The organism is Haladaptatus sp. R4, from assembly GCF_001625445.1.
Classification (GTDB): domain Archaea; phylum Halobacteriota; class Halobacteria; order Halobacteriales; family Haladaptataceae; genus Haladaptatus.
In genome coordinates, this window is record NZ_LWHG01000011.1 from 228,988 (window position 1) to 248,577 (window position 19,590).

Below are 19,590 nucleotides of genomic sequence, written 5' to 3' on the forward strand. Positions count from 1 at the left end.
GGTGTACCCACCCGAATAATTCCTCGCGATAGCTGTTAACGTATGACATGAACGATACGACTTGTCAATTCGAATCGTCGTTCCGACCAGCGAACTTTTCACCTCACTCGCGGAGGAACGGGTATGACCGACGAGCGAGAACGACCGTTGGCCCTTCCCACGTACGAGAAACTGGCCGACGAGTACGCCAAACGGGCACCGACGAAGCCGTTCAACGCCGACCTCGAACGCCCGACGACGCTGGGATTGCTCCCCGACATCGAGGGCTTCGACGTACTGGACGCTGGTTGTGGTCCGGGTATCACGGCGGAGCATCTGCTCGAACGGGGAGCGAGCGTCACCGGAATCGACGTGAGTGCCAAAATGCTCGCTCACGCACGGGAGCGTGCCCCCGCGGGGCGATTTCTCCGAGCGGATTTCGGCGAACCCCTTCCCTTCGAGTCGAACCACTTCGACCTCGTGTACAGTTCGTTGGCGTTCGACTACGTCGGGGATTGGGAGTCGCTGTTTTCCGAACTGGGTCGCGTCCTCCGACCCCACGGAATTCTCGTGTTCTCGTGTGGGCATCCGGTCGCGGACACGCTGTACTTCGACCCGGACGATTACTTCGAGACCGAGATGGTGAGCGACGAGTGGACGAGTTTCGGCGACCCGGTGGAGGTTTCCACGTACCGCAGACCGTTAGCGGCGATACTGAACCCCCTGCTGAACGCCCGCTTTCGTCTCGACGGTATCGCGGAGAGTCAACCGACGGAGAAATTCCGTGAGAAATCCCCCGAAACGTTCGAACGGGTGTCCCGCGAACCGACGTTTTTGTCGATCCGTGCCGTGATGACAGCCGACTGAACCCGTCACGTATTTGCGTCCCCCGTCCTGAAGCACAGATGAATGGAGTACCTGATGGCCCGCAGGACGCTCGTCGAAGACCGGTTGGAGGAGGTCGTAGAGCGGGTCGAACCACGTGAACTGTCGGAGCAATTGGCCCACACGGCACTCTCGGGGGGAAAACGGGTCCGGCCGACCGTCGCCATGCTCGTCTGTGAAGCGGCGGGTGGCGACGCCGAGGACGCCGTCGATTTCGGTGTCGGTATCGAACTCGTCCACGACGCGTCGCTCGTCGTGGAGACATCATCGACCGCTCGGACGTGCGCCGCGGCACCGAAAGCGCATGGGCGGAGTACGGCTACGGCCCGGCCATCATCGCCAGTGACGGGATGCTCGGCGAAGCGTTCGAGTTGTTCTCCTCCGATCCACGCGCCATGGAGGTCGTCGCCGAATCGATGATCGAACTCGGCATGGGCGAAGCCTCGGAACTCGTCGCCACGCCGTCGAACCAGCCCGAATACATGGAACTCGCCCGCCGAAAGACCGGTGCGTTGTTCCGCGCCGCCGCCGCGCTCGGAGCCTTGGCGGCCGACACCGACCCCGAAACGGTCGATGCGTTCGGCGAATACGCGGAACGCGTCGGTATCGCCTTCCAGATCCGCGATGACGTGCTCGACGCGACGGCCGACCCCGACGACCTCGGCAAGCCGACCGGACAGGACGAGGAAATCGGTCGCCCGTCCATCGTGCAGGTGACCGACCTCAGCGCCGACGAGGCGAACGAACTCGCCCACGAGCAGTCCGAAGCCGCATTGGCCGCCCTCGACAGGGTCGACGCGCCCGATTCTGCCGCGCTGGACTACCTCCGCGATTTCGCGCAGTTCGTCGTCACACGGGAACACTGAGACGGCTTTTCTCTCCGAGTCGAATGTACGCACCCGCTTTCAGGATGCGCGACGAGTGTGCCCGAGCCATTTCGGCGAGGACACACGAGCATCGGGGAGGGATGGGGGCGTCAAGGAGCGTCGTGCCAGCGGTCGGCACGACGCTCCGCATGCGGTCGCGGTCATTTTCCCTAGCAACTGTCGTCGTCTTCGTCGTTGTAGTTGTCCACTCCTGAACTCACAGACACCCATAAACGAATTGTTGGCACTGTTCGAACTGACGGATATGAAGTCAGTATCGATCGACGAAGCGGATGAATCGGGTGATTCCGAAATTTCACGTCACGAACTGACCGAACCGCTCGGAACGACCCACGTTGCAATCAACTACTATCGCCTTGCTCCTGAAGAAGGACTCCCCGGAGGTCTCCACACGCACATGGACCAAGAGGAGGTATTCGTCGTAATCGAAGGAAAAGCGGCCTTCGAGATGTACCCGTCAATCGACGCTGAAAACGAGGAGGGCAAAACCGTGACCATCAATGCAGGTGAAGCGATCAGATTCGCGCCCGGCGAATTCCGGTCGGGAAAGAACGAATCCGATGACGAACTCGTGATACTCGCGTTGGGCGCACCGCGCGACAGCAATGAGGTGCGTTTCCCCGTGGACTGTCCCGACTGCGGTCTCGGTGAGTTGGGATTCGAGATGACCGACGACGGACCGCTGTTCGTCTGTCCCGAATGTGATACCGAGCGTCTCCCTGACCCGTGTCCCGATTGCGGCGAAGACGGCTTACACGTCGAACTCAGCGATGAAAACCGATCAATCGTCGTCTGTGGCGAATGTGGTGCCGAGTTCGACACGCCCCCGACGACACGCTTATCCGGCGGAACCGAATAGTTCCCGACAAGCGTGGCTATCACGGACAAAATCTACGTCAAAAATCACCGCCAGATCTCCTCGCAGTTGGACACGAACATCCCGAAAGGGGCGTTCAAGGGCGCGACCCTCGATATTCTGTTCCAGGGCGAGGGCCTCCAGAAACTCGACGAGGCGACGCGGGACCGTGTGCTCGACTTCGCCGAGGACTTCCTGGACTGTGACTGCCAGAGCAATCCGTACTGTGGCTGTCCGGAGCGGAAGTTCATGCAGTACCTGCTCGAACTGCGCGAGGGTGGCCTCGGACCGGACGCCATCGTTGACGTGATGACCGACGATTATCTGGTGTACGCGTATCCGGGCGACGTGCTGTCCTTCTTGGACGATTCGGTCCGGACACTCGAAGCCATCGAGGAACTCGCCAACGTGGAGGGCGACGGCTCGATGTCGGAGCGCTCGCGCCAGAAGAAACGGTCGCTGTCGGGCTAATCCCGGTTATCCCAATCGAAACGGTTCGTCGTTCTCCATCTCGTCGTCCAACTCTTCGAGTTGAATGACCTCCTCTTCCTCGACGTCCACCATCGTCTGGAGATGGCGGACGTACTCCTTGTGTTCCTGAAGTTGCTCGCGGAGGTGTTCCGCCTCCAGTTCGAGGCGTTCGTGTTCCCGAACGAAGCTCTTCGGGACCTCGATTTTCGGCGGGAACGACTCCTCGTTGGTCGTCTCGCCGATCTGGTTTTCGGGAACGACTTTGACTTTTCCGTCATGGGCGACCAGCAGGTCCACGTAATCACGGAACACTGCCGACAGCGAGATGTCGCGCTTTTCGGCGATTTCCCGCAGGGTCTCGAACGCGTCCTCGTTGACCCTGAAGGAAATCGTCTTGTTTTTGTTGCCCATCTCAGTGTAGATTAGTGTTGTAAGGGTATTTAACCTTTTGTCAGACATCCACACGGCCGTAACCATGAGATAAGCGCCGTTCCTCATGACCCGATATGCCGGAACATCCCGTCGGTCAATTGGGTGGACCAGTGGGGAAGACCCTCGATAACGCGGCCTTACTGGATAGACTTCCGCAGTACTTCTGGGGTGCCGTGATTTTCTCCATCTCGCTCGCCATCTTTTACCTCGTCGGTCGGTTCGTGTTGGAACCGGCCGTCGAACGAGCGCTCCGAATTCGGAGCGTCAATCGCACCATCCGTGGTGCGATACTGCGCGTCGTTCGTGCGGTGATCTGGTTCGCAGGGATACTCCTCGCGCTCGACCTCGCGGGTGTGGACGTTTTCGGTGCATCCGCGACGCTCGCGGCCGCACTGACCATCGCGGTCGGGTTTGCAACCCGCGATATCGCCGCGAACTTCGTCGGTGGCGTCTTCATCGTCACTGACCCACGATTCAACATCGGTGATTGGATAGCGTGGTCCGAAAACGAAGGCGTTATCGAGGATATCACCTTTCGAGTGACCCGCGTGCGTACCTTCGACAACGAACTCATCACGGTGCCGAACTCCGTCCTCACGACCAACGCCGTGAAGAACCCCGTCGCGGGTGACACGCTTCGCGTTCACCACGAGTTCCCCCTCGCCTACGACGTGGACGTCGATGCGGTGGATGCCATTCTCTTGGAGGAAGCCGACCGTCACGACGACATCATGGACGACCCGGCACCCTCCGTCCACGTCACGGATATGAACGACTCACGGCTCACCGTCGAAGTCTCGTTCTGGATAGACGACCCGACACACGCGGAGTTCGTGGCGGCCCGTTCGAAGTTTTTCCGTCGGGTCAATCGGCGGTTCGACGAGGCGGGAATCGCGCTGGCGGGGTGAGAACTCAGTAGAACGACGCCATTCCGCCGATGAGTTTGTTTTCCGCCCGTCGAAGGTGCTCCTCCAGCGTCCGCCGTTCCACGCCCATCTCGTCCGCGATTTCGGCCGTCGTCGTTTCGCGTGGAATCCGGTAGTATCCCATTTCGACCGCCAGTATCAGTGCCTCCTGCTGACGGGTTGAGAGGCTCGGAAGCGACGTTTCGGGCGTGAGAAGCGGCCGCTCGGCCGACACCGCCGTGATTTCGCGCTTGGCTTCGATGGTCACGGAAAACTCGGTCACGAGGTCACGATACAGCGCGGTCAGGTTCGACGAATCGAGCGACAGGATCCGACACCACTTCTCGCCGTCGAGGTACCGAAGCGGCGGGACGAGCAGGCAGTTGTGGCGAGCGAGAAACGATTCGACGGTATCCCGCTCGCGGTCTTTCAGACACGTCTCGGTCATCGCCAGTCGTTCGTCACCTTCGACCAGTAGCTCTTGGACCTCGACGAGTCGCTCGATGTGATCCAACGTGGCTTCTCCGTCGGGACCGCTGACGTGCAACAGGTCGCAGTGGTCGTTGCACCACAACTCGACGGTCGTCTCGGTTCCGGCGGTGGCTTCCGCCGGAACGCTCGGTTGTTCGATCCGCATCGTCACCTCGTGCATCACCGCCAATTTTCGCCGAATATACTTAAAGAACCCTCCGTAAGCGGGGGCTTGGGTATTTGCGCCTCGCGTGCATACTACAATACATAATGAACGAAGGAACGGAAGCCGACCACGACATCGGCGAACCGAGCGCACAGTGGCGCGAGTATCAGGGCGCGCCGACCGGAACGGACATCGAATGCAGGGGATGGCGACAGGAGGCGGCCCTCCGCATGCTGAACAACAACCTCGACCCGGACGTCGGCGAGAAACCGGAGGAACTCGTCGTCTACGGCGGGACGGGGCGGGCGGCCCGGTCGTGGGACGCCTACGACGCCATCATGGCCGAACTGCGCGAACTGGACGACGACGAAACCCTGCTGGTTCAGTCGGGCAAACCCGTCGGACGGTTCACGACGCACGAACGCGCGCCGCGCGTTCTCATCGCCAACTCCAACATCGTCGGCAAGTGGGACGACTGGGAGCACTTCCACGAACTCGAAGCCAAGGGCCTCATCATGTACGGCCAGATGACCGCCGGGTCGTGGGCGTACATCGGCACGCAGGGCATCATTCAGGGCACCTACGAGACGTTGGCCGCGCTCGCGGACGAACACTACGACGGCGACCTCACCGGTAAAATCGTCGTCACGGGCGGACTCGGCGGCATGGGCGGTGCCCAACCGCTCGCCGTGACGATGAACCACGGCGTCTGCATCGCCGCCGAAGTGGACGAGAGACGAATCGACCGTCGCATCGAGACCGGCTATTGCATGGAGAAGACGGACGATTTGGACGAAGCCATCGAGAAAGCAAAGGAGGCCGCGGAGGCCGGGGAACCGTACTCCATCGGCGTTCACATCAACGCGGCCGACATGCTGGAGGGAATGTTGGAACGGGAGTTCGTCCCCGACGTCATCACCGACCAGACGAGCGCACACGACGAACTGGAGGGCTACTACCCGTCCGGATACACCGTCGCGGAGGCCGACGAACTCCGCGAGGAGGATGCCGAAAAGTACGTCGAGGAGAGTCTCGACACGATGGCCCGTCACGTGCAGGGTATCCTCGACATTCAGGACGCGGGTGCGGTCGCCTTCGAGTACGGCAACAACATCCGCGGCCAGGTGAAAGAACACCGGAACATGCAGCACGCGTTCGACTTCCCTGGCTTCGTTCCGGCGTACATCCGTCCCTTGTTCTGCCAGGGCAAGGGGCCGTTCCGTTGGGCCGCGCTCTCGGGCAATCCGGACGACATCCACCGAACCGACGAGGCCGTCGTGGAACTGTTCCCCGAGAAGGAGCAACTCCACCGCTGGATCGACCTCGCACAGGAGCAGGTCGAGTTTCAGGGGCTTCCCTCGCGGGTTTGTTGGCTCGGATATTCTACTGATGACGACGGCCTTACCGAGCGCGCCCGCTTCGCGCTCCGCATCAACGAACTCGTCGCGGACGGTGAAATCGAGGCCCCCATCGTCGTCACCCGCGACCACCTCGACGCGGGGTCGGTCGCCAGTCCCAACCGCGAAACCGAGGCCATGCGCGACGGCTCCGACGCCGTCGCCGACTGGCCGATTCTGAACGCCCTCCTGAACTGCGCGGCGGGCGCTGACATCGTCTCCGTCCACGACGGCGGCGGCGTCGGCATCGGCAACGCGCTCCACGCGAACAACCACGTCGTGCTCGACGGCACGGACCTCGCGGCCGAAAAGGCCCGTCGCGTCTTCACGACCGACCCCGGAATGGGCGTCATTCGCCACGCCGACGCGGGCTACGACGAAGCGCTCGAACAGGCCGAGAAATCGAACGTCGCGGTTCCGATGCGTGATCGGACATGACCGGATTGAATCCACCGTCCGAATGGCGCGGGACTTCCGGCGACCCGAACGACGAGCAGTTCGGCGACATCGTGGAACCCATCGAAGAACTGGACGACGACGTGCTCGCCCAGTTCGACGCGGTACTGCTCGGCGAACCGTTCGACCACGCCGTCATCGGTCGCAAAGGCGCGGTGGACGGCCCGGCGGCGCTCCGCGAGACTCTCGCGGGCGTGAAAACCCACCACTTCGATGCCGGACCGGTCGAGTCGGTCGGCGACGTTGGCGACGTGATGCTCATGCTCGACGACGAGGGTGAGAAAGTCACCACCGAGTTGCTTCAGCGAAAGGCTGGCGTCCTCGCGAAGCGACTCCACGACGCCGATACGTTGCCCGTCTTCCTCGGCGGGGACAACTCGTTCACGTATCCGAACGCCGCACCGCTCCTCGAAGACTGCTCGCTCGGCGTCATCAACTTCGACGCGCACCTCGACGTGCGCGAGGTGCGCGACGACCCGACCAGCGGCACTCCGTACCGCCAGTTGTTCGAGGCAGGTCTCGATTCCTACGCCTGTGTCGGCGCGCGGCATTTCGAGACGAGTTCGGCGTACGCCGATTACGTCCGCGAAAACGAGGGAGCAATCGTCACGGCCGAAGAGGTCGGCGACGATTCGGTTTCCGCCATCGACACCGCACTGGATTCGATGAGCGACGTGGACGCCATCTACGTCAGCGTCGATGTGGACGTGCTCGACGCCGCGTTCGCACCCGGCGTCAGCGCCCCGACGCCCGGCGGGATTTCCACCCGAGAACTGTTCCGGATGCTCCGCCTCGTCGCGGCCGACGACCGGGTCGCCGGATTCGAAGTCGTGGAATGTGCCCCGTCGCTCGACCACGACGAACTGACGGTGAAGGCCGGTGCACGAGCGATCGCACACTTCCTTTCAACGTACGGAGGTGGCAAATGACCGACTCATCACGATCCGACGAAAACGAGGTAACAGCGGTCGTCCACGACGCGAAACAGATAGTCACCGTCGAGGAGGACGGTTCCCTCGGGATTTACGAGGACGCCGCACTCGCCGCGATAGACGGCGAAGTCGCACGCATCGGTGCGAACGGGCCGGTCACCCGCGAATACCCGCCGGAGAACGCGACCCATTCCGTCGATGGGAGCGGCAAAACCGTGATTCCGGGATTCGTCGACCCCCACACACACGCGCTGTTTGCCGGTGACCGCTCCGACGAATTCGAGGCGAAACTACAGGGCAAGACGTATCAAGAAATCCTCGCGGACGGCGGCGGTATCCTGCGAACCGTCCGAGCCACGCGCGAGGCCAGCGACGAGCGACTGCTGTCGAACCTGCTCTCGCATCTCGACACGATGCTCGCCCACGGGACGACGACCGTCGAGGTGAAATCCGGGTACGGACTCGACACGAAAACCGAACTTCGAATGCTCGACGTCATCGCACAGGCCGACGACCGCCACCCCGTCGACGTCGTCCCGACGTTCATGGGCGCACACGCGATTCCGGAAGGCCGGGACGCGGACGACTACGTGGACGAAGTCGTGGACGAACAGATTCCGGCCGTCGTGGAACAGGGCATCGCGGAGTTCTGCGACGTGTTCTGCGAGGAAGGCGTCTTCACCGTCCCGCAGTCCCGCCGCGTGCTGAAAACCGGCGAGGAATACGGCCTGACGCCGAAAATCCACGCCGAGGAACTCGCGCACATCGGCGGGTCGCAACTCGGCGCGAAACTCGGCGCGACGAGCGCGGACCACCTCCTGTACGCGACGCAGGAGGACATCGACGCGCTGACGGCAGCGGGCGTGGTTCCCGTCCTGCTTCCCGGTACCGCGTTCGGTCTCGGTGCCGAGTTCGCCGACGCGAGGGCATTCCTCGATGCGGGCGCACCCGTCGCAATCGCGACCGACTTCAACCCGAACTGCCACTCCCAGAGCATGGGCTTTGCAACCTCGCTGGCCTGCGTCGAGATGGGCATGACGCCCGCCGAAGCGTTGGTGGCGGGGACGAAACACGCCGCGATGGCGCTCGACATGCAGGACGGAGCGGGCACGCTCCAACCCGGAACGCCCGCCGACATCGCCGTTATCGACGCGCCGAGCTACGTACACGTCCCTTACAACTACGGCGTGAACACCGTCGAAACGGTGCTGAAGGGCGGCGAGGTGGTCCATCGTGAGTAAAATCGAAATCGACGGCGAATCGCTGACGCCCGAGGACGTGGAACGTGTCGCACGCGACGACGCGACCGTACTCGTCCCCGAAGACGCGAGAGAACGAGTTCGAACCGCACGAAAACGAGTCGAAGAGGTCGTCGAGAGCGGCGAAGCCGTCTACGGCGTCAACACCGGTTTCGGCGAACTCGTGGACGAGCGGATTCCCCCGGAAGACATCGAAACGCTCCAGACGAACCTCATTCGAAGCCACGCCGCCGGAGCGGGCCGCGAACTGACCCGCGAGGAAGTCCGCGCCATGATGCTCGGACGGGTCAACGCGCTCGTCAAGGGCTACTCCGGCATCCGTGAAGTCGTCGTGGACCAACTCGTCACGATGTTGAACGAGGGGATTCACCCGGTCGTCAAATCCCGCGGAAGCCTCGGCGCGAGCGCGACCTAGCGCCGCTCGCGCACCTCGCGTTGGTCATCATGGGCGAGGGAACTGCGACCATCGATGGCGAGAAACTGGACGGCGCGGACGCGCTCGAAACCGCCGAACTGGAGCCCATAACTCTCGCGGCGAAGGAAGGGTTGGCGCTCATCAACGGTACCCAGCTTTCGGTCGGCCTCGCCGCGCTCGCCGTGCTCGACACCGAACGGGCGATTCGTGCGGCGGACGTCGCCGGGGCACTCACGACCGAGGTGACGATGGGAACGACCGCCTCCGCGGACCACGTCATCGCCGACGTTCGCCCGCACGACGGCCACGCGAAGACGGCACGGAACATCAAGCGCCTCACCGAGGATTCCGAAATCGTCGAATCCCACCGAAACTGCGACCGGGTGCAGGACGCCTACTCGATTCGCTGTATGCCGCAGGTTCACGGCGCGGTTCGGGACGCTGTCGCCCATCTGCGGTCGGCCGTCGAAGTCGAACTCAACAGCGCGACGGACAACCCGCTCATCTTCCCGGCCGACAGCGTGCACAGTCGCGCGAGCGGTGCGGGCGACGCCGCGGTCCTCTCGGGTGGGAACTTCCACGGCGACCCACTCGCGCTCCCGCTCGACTACCTGACGAACGCCGTCACGGAACTCGCGGCCATCTCGGAGCGGCGGGTGGACCGCATGCTCAATCCGAACGTTCAGGAACCGCACCTCCCGCCGTTCCTCACCGAACACAGCGGCCTGCGTTCGGGCTACATGATCGCCCAGTACACCGCCGCCGCGCTGTTGAACGAGAACCGCTCCATCGGCCGCGCGTCGATGGACAACACGCCCGTCAGCGGCAATCAGGAGGACCACGTCAGCATGAGCGCCCAGAGCGCGTACAACGCGCGCCGCGCCGTGGCGAACACGCTCTCCATCGTCGGCATCGAACTCGTCTGCGGCGCGCAGGCGTCGGAATTCGTCTCGGACGACCTCTCCCACGGCGTCGGAACCGGCGCGGCCTACGATGCCGTTCGTGAAGTCGTGCCGCCGCTCACCGAAGACCGACCCATCCACGAGGATATTGCCGCCGCCGAGACGCTGATCTGGTCCGGGTTGCTCGACGAGCGCGTGGACGACGCGCTCCCCGACCCGCTGGATTAATCGGCCGTCGTTCCGCCCGAATCTCTTTCCGTCCCTTCCGCTCGATTCGGGCTTCCGTCTTGGTCCCGTGACGGGGATTCCCCTCCTTATCGAGCGTCCAGACTCCGTGTTCCTCACATTCGAACACGCGACGAAAGACGGGCGTCGATTCTCGCCGACAGTTGGGGCACGGGTGGACCGGTCCCTCCGCCGAGGTGTCCGCTCCCATCTCCGCGTACACCTCCTGCCAATCCCCGCTGGGTGAAGTTCGCTCGTCAGGCATGATTTGATTCCGTGTGCGTGTCGCCAATATCGATACCCGGCGCTGTTCGACTGTATCTGCACGACCGACGACCGCTGAAATATTGATACTGTCCGCGTTGTTTCGATGAGGGTTCCCCGCCGCGCTACTGCATCGGCGGTTCGTTGTCGTCCGCCACCTCACCGGCGTCATCGCTGGTGCTTCCATCGTTGGCACCGTCGTCGTTTCCGCCACTCGCGCCGCCGGTATCCAGGCTTTCGAGCGCCTGAATCGCGTTGTCGCGGTACGTGTCGATGGGTCGCTCGTACTGCTCTTTCGCCATCGTCGCGTAGCGGTTCGTCTCGTCGTCGAACGTTTCGATGCGTTCGAGCGTCCGCTCGGCGGTTTCGACCACCCAGCGGTCCCGCGTCGATTCGTCCACCACGGTGATGGATTCGGGGCGAAGCGAGACGTTCACCGTTCCGTCGTCCATCTCGAACGTCCGGGGCTTCCCGGCGATGGCGACGTAGGCCGGTGCTTCGAGTTCTCGAAGCATGGCCGCGGCGTCGGGTTGGTACTGCCCTGCGTAGACGAAGAATGTGTCCCCGTTCGGGTCCACGACTCGTCCACGCCAGTATTCGCTGTCCTCGCCGACGTCCTCTTTTTCGGTGAGGGTCCCGACGACGAAGACTCGGTTCGCTCGCTCGCCCGTGGGGAGGAGCAAGTAGACCGGTGCGCGCTCGTCGTCCGATTCCTTGAACGTGTAATTCGCGTCGTTGAACTCCGCCGCGAAGGTGCGGCGTGCGACTTCTCGTGTTGGTGCGCCACTCATGTTACATCGACCTCGCTTTGGTAAGCGCCGCTTCCGCATCCACTGGTCCGGAGAGCAGTTCGACGTCGTTCGCCAACAGGTACCGACCCATCGTCGGTCCCGTCACGCGGTAGTAGTGGCCGAGCGTCATCTCACGCATTTCGTCGGCCACGACGGTCGTGTCGAGTGCGTCCATCGCCATCTGCTTGGCTTCCTCCAGTTCGATGCCGGTCAGGTTCTCGGTCGCCTCCTCGTTGAAGATGACCTCGTGAACGTCGAGGCCATCGTCCAAGACGCCCTTGATTCGGAGGTCGAACTCGCCGTCCTGTTCGCCGTGTTCCGAACAACGGCCGTTCTGGAGGACGCGCGTGCAGTCCTCTTTGGGACAGCGCTTGATGAGGCCACTGCCGGACTGGATGTCCACCAGTGCACCCTCCATCTCGGTGCTGTTGTCGCCGACTTCGATGTCGGTGTCGAGTTCCTCGATGGTGGTCGTACGGTTGAGTTTCACCGAGTAACGGCCCTGGTACTCGTCCGTGACCATGTTGCCGAGTTTGTAGACCTTTCCCTCTTCGAGTTCGGGGAGGTCGGATTTAGCCCACTTGGTGAACTTGATGGTGCCCGTCTCGTCGCCGAGGAGTCCGACTTGGCCCACGGAATCGCTCCGGGGGTCCCAGAGGTCGACGACCTTCGCGGTGAGGTCCACCCACTGCTCGTCGGTTTCGATGTCCTCGACGTGCACGTCGCTGGTGCCGCCGGTTCGAATCTCGTCGCGTTCGAGGCCAGCCTCGTCCAGATAGTGGCTGGTGACGCTTCGCCGTGCCTCTTCCATGGGCACTTTGTACTCGTTGACGAGGCTGTCGAGACGCGAGGCTACGTCGTCAACGGTTACGTCCAGATGGTCGGAGAACTGTTCGTGAATTTCTTCTGCGTGCTGTCGCACATCGGTCATGGTTGCTCCGTCTCCACTTCTTTTTCTATGGGAGACATACCGTGGTTGGTGCGGGATGATATAAAAGGTTACGCGGGCAGAGCGGAAGTGAAAATGGACACCCAAACGACCTTATTTCGTGTCGCCAATTCTGAACGTATGGACGACGTTATCGTGAAGCGACTCCCACGGGAGGAAGCGTTCGAAGTGCTGGCTCACGAGACGAGACTCGGTGTTCTCGATGCGCTGAACGAAGCGGACGAACCGCTTCCGTTCGAGGAACTCCGGACGCGCGTCGGCGTCGATGACCCCGGCCAGTTCAACTACCATCTCGGAAAACTCGTCGGACACTTCGTCGAAAAAGGCGACGACGGCTACGAACTGTCGGAGGCCGGTCTCCGTGTCGTCGGTGCTGTATTGTCCGGCGGCTATACGAGCACGCTCGACGCCGAACCGATTCCCATGGATACCGCCTGCATGAACTGTGGTGCACCGATGGAGGCCCGTTTTCGCGATGCCGGTATCACCATCGGGTGTACCGACTGCACGATGGATTTCATGAACGCCAATGTTCCAGCAGGTGCGCTTGAAGGATGGTCTCGGGAGGACGTTCCGTCCGTCGTTGACCGGTGGATGAAACGATATCTCGCCGCCCTCGATCACGGTTTCTGTGACTTCTGTGATGGTCGTATCGAACGGAACGTCTACACGCCGGACGACGAAATCGCGCCGGAATGGGTCCAAGGTAATAGATTCGAAGCGCGAGTAATATTCTCCTGCCATCGATGCACCCATCAGGCTGATTCGATGATTCCCTATCTAATTCCCATCCATCCCGCCATCGATAGCTTTCATTTCGAACACGGAATCAACGTTCGAGAGACGCCGATGTGGGAACTCGACTGGCTTCATCCCGGTATCACGACTCTCACGAGCGAGGACCCAATTCGTCTCGAAATACCGGTAACGCTCGATTCGGAAACGAGAACGTTCGTCTTCGACGCCGACCTCGATTTCGTCACGACGCGCGAAAAATGACAACTTTCCTTTAGAACTCCGTTTCTGCAACTCACTTCACAGAAATGTATTTCTAATAACAATTAATGGCGGGGAGCGGCTGTTCTCATCCATGTCGAAACTCCGCTCGAACAGGTCGTTCGTGTTGCTGTTTCTCGGTCGGTTCGTGACGAACGCCGGGGACAGCCTCTACTTCATCGGTGCGATGTGGCTCGTCTACTCACTCACTGGATCGTCGTTTTACAGCGGTCTCGCCGGATTTCTCGTTCATTTGCCGAGCGTGTTCCGATTCCTCATCGGGCCGCTCGTCGACCGATGGAAACTACGGCCCATCCTCGTGAGGACGCAGTTCCTCCAATGTATTTGCGTCCTCATCGTTCCGCTCGCCGCCGCGACTGGACATCTTTCGGTTTGGCTCGTCCTCCTCGTCATGCCGCTGTTGACGCTCATCAATCAATTCGTCTATCCGGCACAGACCGCGATACTTCCTCGAATCGTCGAAGGGGAACAACTCGTTCGCGCGAACTCGCTGTTCTCGACCGTTTATCAGGGAACCGAAGTCGTTCTCAACGCCGCAAGTGGAATCGTACTCGCAGTTATCGGTGCGACTACGTTGTTCGTCGTGGACTCGGCGACGTTCGCCATCACTACCGTCCTTTTCCTCGGCGTATCGGTTCCGTCCACGGATTCGGAATCGGACGAGGATGATACGAACGACGCGGACGACGCGAATAACGCAAACGACGACGGTACGTACGTCGTCGAACTCCGGGAAGGAATCGAGTATCTGCGTGGATCGGTTCTCATATCGATGCTCCTCGGCGCGATGGTCGTCAACGTTGGTGGCGGCGCGATGACTGCTGTTCTACCCGCATTCGCCGATTCGATGGGCGGTCCGGAAACGTACGGCCTCCTCATGGCAACCATCGCCGGTGGATCGTTGGCCGGAACGGGCGTCGTGTCGTTGATCGAAGACCGTCCGTACGGTCGCCTCTCGATGGTCATATTCCCCGTATCGGCTCTCGGTTTGGCTGCGGCCTCGGTTGTCCCCGGCTTGCCCGCGACTCTCGCTTTCCTCTTCGTCGCGTTCGTTCCCATGGGCGTTTTCAACGTGTTGTTCTCGTCGCTGCTCCAATCGTCGGTCGACCCGGCGTTTCTCGGCCGCGTTAGTTCCGTCGTCTCCAGCATCAGCATGGGGATGCTCCCACTCGGTACCCTTCTCGGTGGTGTCGCGGGTGACGTGTATGGTCCCGTGTCGATGTTGTATCTCCTCTCGGGACTGCTCGTACTGCTCGCCCTCTACTTCCTTTCCCACCCACGAATACGGTCGCTTCCGTCCGTTAGTGAAACCGACGAGGCGACGCTTGGACTACGGTCATCGGTTAACCGAGCTTCAATTTCGAACGTCAATACTGACTAATGACGAACGACCGTTGTCGAGACGACGAAAGCGCCCATGGTCGGTCGTCCACTCCACCAATCAACATTTGAACCCGCTTGTCCAAATGGAATATATGGACGACCGCTTCGACCGTTTCCTCCGAAACGTCGGCAAGAAGTACGCCGAGGCCCGCCAATCCGCGGACCACCAACTGAGCCAGGCCAAGGAAGCGTACCGAAACGCCCACGATACCGTTCTCGCCGACCTGCCGCGGGACGAACACGGGCGAGCGAAAATCGTCTGCCGACGACACGTCGATAAACGGGCCACACCGATCGACAAGGAGGGACGACCGAAGTGCTTCGACCCCGACCACCCCGCGTGTCGGGGTTGTCTTGAGGACATCCGCGAAGGAACCGTCGAAACGTGGTGATGGTGTCGGAACGTGGTGACGGTCGAACGTCAAATTTCTCGCTCTTTTACACTATCCTGACGGAAATCTAGCCTGTTAGTCCGAAAAAACGGCCAGTCCGAGGCTCAGTACAATGGGATGATTGTCGTACAAATATGATGTCTGTTATGTTCTCCAAAATCCGACTTCGCCTTCTGAACGGCTCTAACTCTTTAAATCTCGGAAAAACGGTCTGACTCTTGGAATTTCCTTCAAATAACCAACACAACTTATATCCTTGGCTGACGAATACGTGATTGGTGAAAATCAAATGAGCACAGAAGTACAAAGCGGTGGGGAGATAGTTTCGGACACCACCAAGCGATCGTGGCGTGCTTCGATGGGGGCAGGGGCGATTATTGCTGTAATCGGTGTCCTCGCCATCTTAGCGCCGTTCGCGGCTGGGGTTTCGTTGTCGATTCTGCTCGGGGCGTTGCTGGTTGTCGGAGCGCTCGTGCACGTCGCTCACGCCTTCTCGGGAGGGTGGAGACGGTTCTTCGTGCAGGGAGTCCTCGCGGTCATCTACGCCGTTGCGGGCATTTCGCTCTTAGCGAATCCGCTCATCGGACTGACGACGCTGACCATCCTGCTGGCCGCGTTCCTGGTCGTCGATGGCGTCCTCGAAATCGTCATGGCGTTCCAGTCCCGCGGTGACCGCGGATGGGGAGCACTCGTCGTGAGCGGCATCTGCGCCCTGATCATCGCCGCGATCATCTGGGTTGGATGGCCTGCTACCGCGGCGTGGGCGCTCGGCCTCCTCTTCGGCGTGAACCTGCTCATCACCGGCATCTCGATGATGTTCATGGCGCAGGGAACCCGAACCGAGACGCGCGAGGGAGCGTCTCCGGAGACCGAACCCCGCGGCGCGGCCTGAACACACTCTTTTAACCACGCGTTTTCGATAGGACGATTTTAGACACAAGCGAGCGATGCTCGGAACATGGACCGCCCGCTCGTCGCGCTCATCATGGCCGGAGGAACCGGGACGCGACTGTACCCCGCGAGTCGAAGTGATCGACCGAAACAGTTTCTCCCCCTTCTCGGAGACGATTCACTCCTCTCTCAAACCGTGAGTAGGGCAGGCTTCGCCGACGAAATCTTCGTTTGCACCGCCGAGGAACACGCCAACCTCGTGCGAAAACACGCACCCGAAGCCGGGATTTTGATCGAACCGGAACCGAAGGATACTGGGCCAGCACTCGTCTATGCCGCACATCGAATCCGCGAACAGGTCGGCGACTGCGTTCTTCTCTGCTTGCCGAGCGACCACCACATCACCGGTGACTTCGAGACGACCGCTCGTCGTGCCGCGTCGGTTGCAGTCGAAACGGAGGGGGTAGTTACGGTCGGAATCGAACCTACTCGCCCGGCAACAGGCTACGGCTACATCGAACCCGGGAACGATCACGACGGGTATTTCGACGTCGCTCAATTTCGTGAGAAACCCGACGAATCGACGGCGAATCGGTTCGTCGATGACGGTTTCTACTGGAACGCGGGTCTGTTCGCGTGGACCCCGGACACCTTTCTCCAAGCCGCACGTGACTCGCCGCTCGAACCCCTGGTCACCGCACTCGAAGACGGTAACCCGGCGGGTGGATTCGACCGTATCGAATCCACGAGCGTCGATTACGCCGTGATGGAACGAACCGACGAGGCGTACGTCGTCCCCGCCGGATTCGAGTGGGACGACCTCGGGTCGTGGGACGCGTTCGACCGGTTCGGCGACGGGGACAACGTCGTTCTCGGCGACGCGCTCACCATCGACGCGACGGGGAACGTCGTCGCCGGGGACAAGCACGTTAGCCTCGTCGGCGTGGACGACCTCGTCGTCGCGGCATACGACGACCGCGTGTTGGTCGTCCCGAAGTCGGATGCCCAACGCGTCCGCGAAGTCGTGGCGAAACTGCGGGAAGAAGACCGATTTTAAACCGGCCGTCAGGTTTCTGCCGGTCCGTCTCGTACCCGGGACGCTATGGCTGACGTACCATCGATCAAGTCGGTCGAAACGGCGGACGAGTACATCCACGTCCGATTCCGCGACCCGGACGTGTTCGATACGATTCGCACGCCCGACTGGGCCGCCAACGCCGCACGGGACATCTCCGAGGGAGCGGAGGTCCGCACCGGAAAACGAAGCGGAAGCGACGACTGGGAGATCCAAAGCGTCCTCATCAAAAAGCAAGCGGGGAAGGAGAAAGCCCGCGACGAAGCGAAGGAAATCGCCGAGAAGATCGAATCCTAACGCGGGTTCGAGTCGGCGCCCTCGCTTGACCAATCCATCGCTTAACTCCGCAGTTTTCCGCCGTCTATCGGCAACGCGACGCCGTTCACGAAACTCGCCCGGTCGCTGGAGAGGAAGGCCACGACGTCCCCGAGTTCCTTCGGGTCTCCCACTCTCTCCATCGGAATACCGTCCGCCCAGTCGGCGAGTCCCTCCTCGTAGTTGTCGTACTCGCCACGTTCGAGGGATTGTTCCACGAGTTCCCGAATCCGCGGGGTTTCGTGCGAACCGGGAAGCACCGCGTTGACCCGAATATCCGGCGCGAACTCGCGCGCTTGCGTTTGCATCAACCCGATAACCCCGCGTCGAACCGCGTTCGAAAGCACGAGGCCGTCTATCGCTTCCCGTACGCTCGTGGACGTGATGTTGACGACGGTTCCCGCGTCGCTGTCCACGAGATACGGATGTGCTTGCTTCGTCAACCAGACGACGCTCATGACCAGCAAGTCGTAGGCGGCGTACCAGTCGCGCTCCGTTATGTCGAGAAACGGTCCGCTCGGCGGCCCTCCAGCCGACGTGACGAGGTGATCGAGACCGCCGAACTCGTCCACGGTCAGTTCGATCAGCGCCTCGATTTCGTCTGGATCGGTGATATCCGTCGGAACCGCGAGCACGTCTCCGCCTCCGAGTTCCTCGATTTCGGCTTTCGCCTCCTCCAGTCCCTCTTCACTTCGAGCGCAGATGACGACGTTGGCTCCTTCCCGCGCTAACGCCTTCGCGCTCGCCAAGCCGAGGCCGCTCGAACTCGCCGTTACCAGTGCCGTGTTTTCCTCCAGTCCGAGGTCCATATTTTCGAATCCGCACGAACCGCTAAAACTCCTCGGGAGCGGATTTCCGAACCGTCACTTCCCCGTCGTGTGTCACGCCGATGAGGAGGGCCGTTCGAACCGTCCGACCCTTGACCGCTTCCCCCGCTTCGTCGCTCACCCGTTTCATGAGTTCCGGGGCCGCCTGGTTCACCTTCACTCCCGCTTCGTCGCAAGCCTCGTACACCCACGACGGAACGTCGTACAGGTCGCTCTCCGGTTCGACTTCGATCCGGACCGGCGCGCGGAGCGCTTCGGCGAACGCCACCGTCTCGCGTGCCTTGCTGATGTTCTCCCGTGCACTCCCCTCGATGCTCGAAACGTTCGCACGCGAGGTACCGAGTCGCTCAGCGATGGTCGATTGTGCCGTGCCCCGCTCACGGAACGCCAGCACTTCCGCTTGTCGTCGTGTCAGGACACTCGTCTCCGCGTCGAATCCCGCCCGTCGGAGAATCTCATCGACGTCCAGTCGCTCACTCATTGTTCCCCCGACATGGTACGGCGTACGCCCCCCACCCGCAAAGGACTGTCCACCCGTGGGTTATCCGCCGCCCCAGAAGTTGTCCCGACTTCCAAGGCGTTCCCGCTCACGTCGACTCTTCCGACGGTCGTCTTTGGCGCTCGGTCTTTCCTCCTCGTCCCCTTCTTCTTCCTCTTCCGGGTCCATCGGCAACCGTTCGATCGGGTCCGCGAGCGCGTGGTTCCCCTTCACGTTCGTGATCTTCACCTTGGCGCGTGCATCGGGGAGGATGCCATCGACGAGAACGATGAAGCCATCCTCCGTTCGACCCACACCCGACCCGCTCTCGTGAATGTCGTCGATTTCCACGACGACTTCCTCGCCCGGTTGCACGGGCGCGGTTTTCAGTTCCCGAATCGGTTGGTTGTAGTGATTGCACCACTCCGCGCCCCCGCGGTCCCCGTAATGGTGGCACCCCATTCCGTTGATTCGCTCTTCGAAACTGGGGCAGTGGTCGGCGAGTGGACAGTCCGGCATGCTTCAGGCTATAGCGGCGCGTGCCTAAACACTTCCGCAACCTTTTGCCGC

The 19,590-nt window shown here is 61.5% G+C and carries 20 protein-coding genes and 2 pseudogenes; 15 read left to right on the forward strand and 7 right to left on the reverse strand.

Annotation, left to right across the window (positions count from 1 at the left end; genetic code table 11):
- Nucleotides 1–123: 123 nt before the first annotated feature.
- From A4G99_RS04805 to A4G99_RS04820, 4 genes and pseudogenes are all read left to right on the forward strand, one after another.
- A complete protein-coding gene (locus A4G99_RS04805; RefSeq protein WP_066140097.1) occupies nucleotides 124–846 on the forward strand; it encodes a class I SAM-dependent methyltransferase in 723 nt (240 codons plus the stop codon).
- Nucleotides 847–888: 42 nt separating this feature from the next.
- Nucleotides 889–1,730 (forward strand): annotated as a pseudogene (locus A4G99_RS04810) (polyprenyl synthetase family protein).
- Nucleotides 1,731–1,995: 265 nt separating this feature from the next.
- Nucleotides 1,996–2,610 (forward strand): cupin domain-containing protein, encoded by a 615-nt coding sequence (locus A4G99_RS04815; RefSeq protein ID WP_066142333.1) that lies wholly within the window; start codon nucleotides 1,996–1,998, stop codon nucleotides 2,608–2,610.
- Nucleotides 2,611–2,622: 12 nt separating this feature from the next.
- Complete coding sequence (locus tag A4G99_RS04820) at nucleotides 2,623–3,078, forward strand: DUF5814 domain-containing protein (RefSeq protein WP_066140100.1); 456 nt, start codon at nucleotides 2,623–2,625, stop codon at nucleotides 3,076–3,078.
- Nucleotides 3,079–3,084: 6 nt separating this feature from the next.
- Here A4G99_RS04820 and A4G99_RS04825 read toward each other — a convergent pair whose 3' ends face one another.
- Complete coding sequence (locus tag A4G99_RS04825) at nucleotides 3,085–3,489, reverse strand: ribbon-helix-helix protein, CopG family (protein WP_066140103.1); 405 nt, start codon at nucleotides 3,487–3,489, stop codon at nucleotides 3,085–3,087.
- 131 nt (nucleotides 3,490–3,620) lie between these two features.
- On the opposite strand from A4G99_RS04825, the gene A4G99_RS04830 reads away from it, so the two are divergent.
- Nucleotides 3,621–4,418 carry a mechanosensitive ion channel family protein gene (locus tag A4G99_RS04830; RefSeq protein ID WP_190303686.1) on the forward strand — a complete coding sequence of 266 codons (798 nt, stop codon included), beginning with the start codon at nucleotides 3,621–3,623 and terminating at the stop codon, nucleotides 4,416–4,418.
- Between the two features lie 4 nt (nucleotides 4,419–4,422).
- On the opposite strand, the gene A4G99_RS04835 is transcribed toward A4G99_RS04830, so the two are convergent.
- Nucleotides 4,423–5,067 (reverse strand): helix-turn-helix domain-containing protein, encoded by a 645-nt coding sequence (locus A4G99_RS04835; protein WP_066140110.1) that lies wholly within the window; start codon nucleotides 5,065–5,067, stop codon nucleotides 4,423–4,425.
- An 89-nt stretch (nucleotides 5,068–5,156) separates the two neighbouring features.
- On the opposite strand from A4G99_RS04835, the gene hutU reads away from it, so the two are divergent.
- From hutU to hutH, 4 genes and pseudogenes are all read left to right on the forward strand, one after another.
- Nucleotides 5,157–6,887 (forward strand): urocanate hydratase, encoded by a 1,731-nt coding sequence (gene hutU, locus A4G99_RS04840; protein ID WP_066140113.1) that lies wholly within the window; start codon nucleotides 5,157–5,159, stop codon nucleotides 6,885–6,887.
- Nucleotides 6,884–7,834, forward strand: a complete 951-nt coding sequence (gene hutG, locus A4G99_RS04845; protein ID WP_066140117.1) for a formimidoylglutamase — start codon at nucleotides 6,884–6,886, stop codon at nucleotides 7,832–7,834. The genes hutU and hutG overlap by 4 nt, the downstream gene beginning before the upstream one ends.
- A complete protein-coding gene (gene hutI, locus A4G99_RS04850) occupies nucleotides 7,831–9,078 on the forward strand; it encodes an imidazolonepropionase (protein WP_066140120.1) in 1,248 nt (415 codons plus the stop codon). The genes hutG and hutI overlap by 4 nt, the downstream gene beginning before the upstream one ends.
- Nucleotides 9,071–10,641 (forward strand): annotated as a pseudogene (hutH, locus tag A4G99_RS04855) (histidine ammonia-lyase). Before hutI ends, hutH begins: the two are co-directional and overlap by 8 nt.
- 386 nt (nucleotides 10,642–11,027) lie before the next feature.
- Here the strand turns inward: hutH and A4G99_RS04860 are convergent.
- Together A4G99_RS04860 and A4G99_RS04865 are read right to left on the reverse strand one after the other, a co-directional pair.
- Nucleotides 11,028–11,693: an RPA family protein gene (locus tag A4G99_RS04860; protein WP_066140122.1), complete on the reverse strand. Its 666-nt coding sequence runs from the start codon at nucleotides 11,691–11,693 to the stop codon at nucleotides 11,028–11,030.
- 1 nt (nucleotide 11,694) lies between these two features.
- Nucleotides 11,695–12,624 (reverse strand): replication factor A, encoded by a 930-nt coding sequence (locus A4G99_RS04865; protein WP_066140124.1) that lies wholly within the window; start codon nucleotides 12,622–12,624, stop codon nucleotides 11,695–11,697.
- A gap of 138 nt (nucleotides 12,625–12,762) precedes the next feature.
- Here A4G99_RS04865 and A4G99_RS04870 point away from each other — a divergent pair, with 138 nt between their 5' ends.
- The 6 genes from A4G99_RS04870 to A4G99_RS04895 all read left to right on the forward strand — a co-directional run bounded on the left by A4G99_RS04870 (nucleotide 12,763) and on the right by A4G99_RS04895 (nucleotide 17,697).
- Nucleotides 12,763–13,641 (forward strand): helix-turn-helix domain-containing protein, encoded by an 879-nt coding sequence (locus tag A4G99_RS04870; RefSeq protein WP_190303687.1) that lies wholly within the window; start codon nucleotides 12,763–12,765, stop codon nucleotides 13,639–13,641.
- A 91-nt stretch (nucleotides 13,642–13,732) separates the two neighbouring features.
- A complete protein-coding gene (locus tag A4G99_RS04875; RefSeq protein WP_066140127.1) occupies nucleotides 13,733–15,040 on the forward strand; it encodes an MFS transporter in 1,308 nt (435 codons plus the stop codon).
- Nucleotides 15,041–15,134: 94 nt separating this feature from the next.
- Nucleotides 15,135–15,434 carry a hypothetical protein gene (locus A4G99_RS04880; protein WP_066142338.1) on the forward strand — a complete coding sequence of 100 codons (300 nt, stop codon included), beginning with the start codon at nucleotides 15,135–15,137 and terminating at the stop codon, nucleotides 15,432–15,434.
- A gap of 289 nt (nucleotides 15,435–15,723) precedes the next feature.
- Nucleotides 15,724–16,326, forward strand: coding sequence for an HdeD family acid-resistance protein (locus A4G99_RS04885; protein ID WP_066140130.1), 603 nt, complete (start codon nucleotides 15,724–15,726; stop codon nucleotides 16,324–16,326).
- A gap of 66 nt (nucleotides 16,327–16,392) precedes the next feature.
- Nucleotides 16,393–17,382, forward strand: coding sequence for a mannose-1-phosphate guanylyltransferase (locus tag A4G99_RS04890; RefSeq protein ID WP_066140133.1), 990 nt, complete (start codon nucleotides 16,393–16,395; stop codon nucleotides 17,380–17,382).
- A gap of 45 nt (nucleotides 17,383–17,427) precedes the next feature.
- Nucleotides 17,428–17,697, forward strand: a complete 270-nt coding sequence (locus tag A4G99_RS04895; RefSeq protein WP_066140136.1) for a hypothetical protein — start codon at nucleotides 17,428–17,430, stop codon at nucleotides 17,695–17,697.
- Nucleotides 17,698–17,738: 41 nt separating this feature from the next.
- Here A4G99_RS04895 and A4G99_RS04900 read toward each other — a convergent pair whose 3' ends face one another.
- Genes A4G99_RS04900 through A4G99_RS04910 form a run of 3 tightly spaced genes read right to left on the reverse strand, consistent with a single transcriptional unit; the run spans nucleotide 17,739 to nucleotide 19,539 of the window.
- Nucleotides 17,739–18,524, reverse strand: a complete 786-nt coding sequence (locus A4G99_RS04900) for an SDR family oxidoreductase (RefSeq protein WP_066140138.1) — start codon at nucleotides 18,522–18,524, stop codon at nucleotides 17,739–17,741.
- 22 nt (nucleotides 18,525–18,546) lie between these two features.
- Entirely contained in the window at nucleotides 18,547–19,023 is a 477-nt protein-coding gene (locus A4G99_RS04905; RefSeq protein WP_066140142.1) for a Tfx family DNA-binding protein, read from the reverse strand.
- A gap of 60 nt (nucleotides 19,024–19,083) precedes the next feature.
- The gene (locus tag A4G99_RS04910) at nucleotides 19,084–19,539 is read right to left on the reverse strand and encodes a TRAM domain-containing protein (protein ID WP_066140146.1); all 456 of its coding nucleotides are present in this window, start codon (nucleotides 19,537–19,539) and stop codon (nucleotides 19,084–19,086) included.
- Nucleotides 19,540–19,590 lie beyond the last annotated feature (51 nt).

Bases quoted from the DNA above. Each gene is read 5' to 3' on its own strand.
- A4G99_RS04900 (WP_066140138.1), bottom strand. From the start codon at position 18,524: ATGGACCTCGGACTGGAGGAAAACACGGCACTGGTAACGGCGAGTTCG.
- A4G99_RS04860 (WP_066140122.1), bottom strand. From the start codon at position 11,693: ATGAGTGGCGCACCAACACGAGAAGTCGCACGCCGCACCTTCGCGGCG.
- A4G99_RS04880 (WP_066142338.1), top strand. From the start codon at position 15,135: ATGGACGACCGCTTCGACCGTTTCCTCCGAAACGTCGGCAAGAAGTAC.
- hutI (WP_066140120.1), top strand. From the start codon at position 7,831: ATGACCGACTCATCACGATCCGACGAAAACGAGGTAACAGCGGTCGTC.
- A4G99_RS04890 (WP_066140133.1), top strand. From the start codon at position 16,393: ATGGACCGCCCGCTCGTCGCGCTCATCATGGCCGGAGGAACCGGGACG.
- hutU (WP_066140113.1), top strand. From the start codon at position 5,157: ATGAACGAAGGAACGGAAGCCGACCACGACATCGGCGAACCGAGCGCA.
- A4G99_RS04815 (WP_066142333.1), top strand. From the start codon at position 1,996: ATGAAGTCAGTATCGATCGACGAAGCGGATGAATCGGGTGATTCCGAA.
- A4G99_RS04865 (WP_066140124.1), bottom strand. From the start codon at position 12,624: ATGACCGATGTGCGACAGCACGCAGAAGAAATTCACGAACAGTTCTCC.
- A4G99_RS04870 (WP_190303687.1), top strand. From the start codon at position 12,763: ATGGACGACGTTATCGTGAAGCGACTCCCACGGGAGGAAGCGTTCGAA.
- A4G99_RS04905 (WP_066140142.1), bottom strand. From the start codon at position 19,023: ATGAGTGAGCGACTGGACGTCGATGAGATTCTCCGACGGGCGGGATTC.
- hutG (WP_066140117.1), top strand. From the start codon at position 6,884: ATGACCGGATTGAATCCACCGTCCGAATGGCGCGGGACTTCCGGCGAC.
- A4G99_RS04835 (WP_066140110.1), bottom strand. From the start codon at position 5,067: ATGCACGAGGTGACGATGCGGATCGAACAACCGAGCGTTCCGGCGGAA.
- A4G99_RS04805 (WP_066140097.1), top strand. From the start codon at position 124: ATGACCGACGAGCGAGAACGACCGTTGGCCCTTCCCACGTACGAGAAA.
- A4G99_RS04895 (WP_066140136.1), top strand. From the start codon at position 17,428: ATGGCTGACGTACCATCGATCAAGTCGGTCGAAACGGCGGACGAGTAC.
- A4G99_RS04885 (WP_066140130.1), top strand. From the start codon at position 15,724: ATGAGCACAGAAGTACAAAGCGGTGGGGAGATAGTTTCGGACACCACC.
- A4G99_RS04910 (WP_066140146.1), bottom strand. From the start codon at position 19,539: ATGCCGGACTGTCCACTCGCCGACCACTGCCCCAGTTTCGAAGAGCGA.
- A4G99_RS04875 (WP_066140127.1), top strand. From the start codon at position 13,733: ATGTCGAAACTCCGCTCGAACAGGTCGTTCGTGTTGCTGTTTCTCGGT.
- A4G99_RS04825 (WP_066140103.1), bottom strand. From the start codon at position 3,489: ATGGGCAACAAAAACAAGACGATTTCCTTCAGGGTCAACGAGGACGCG.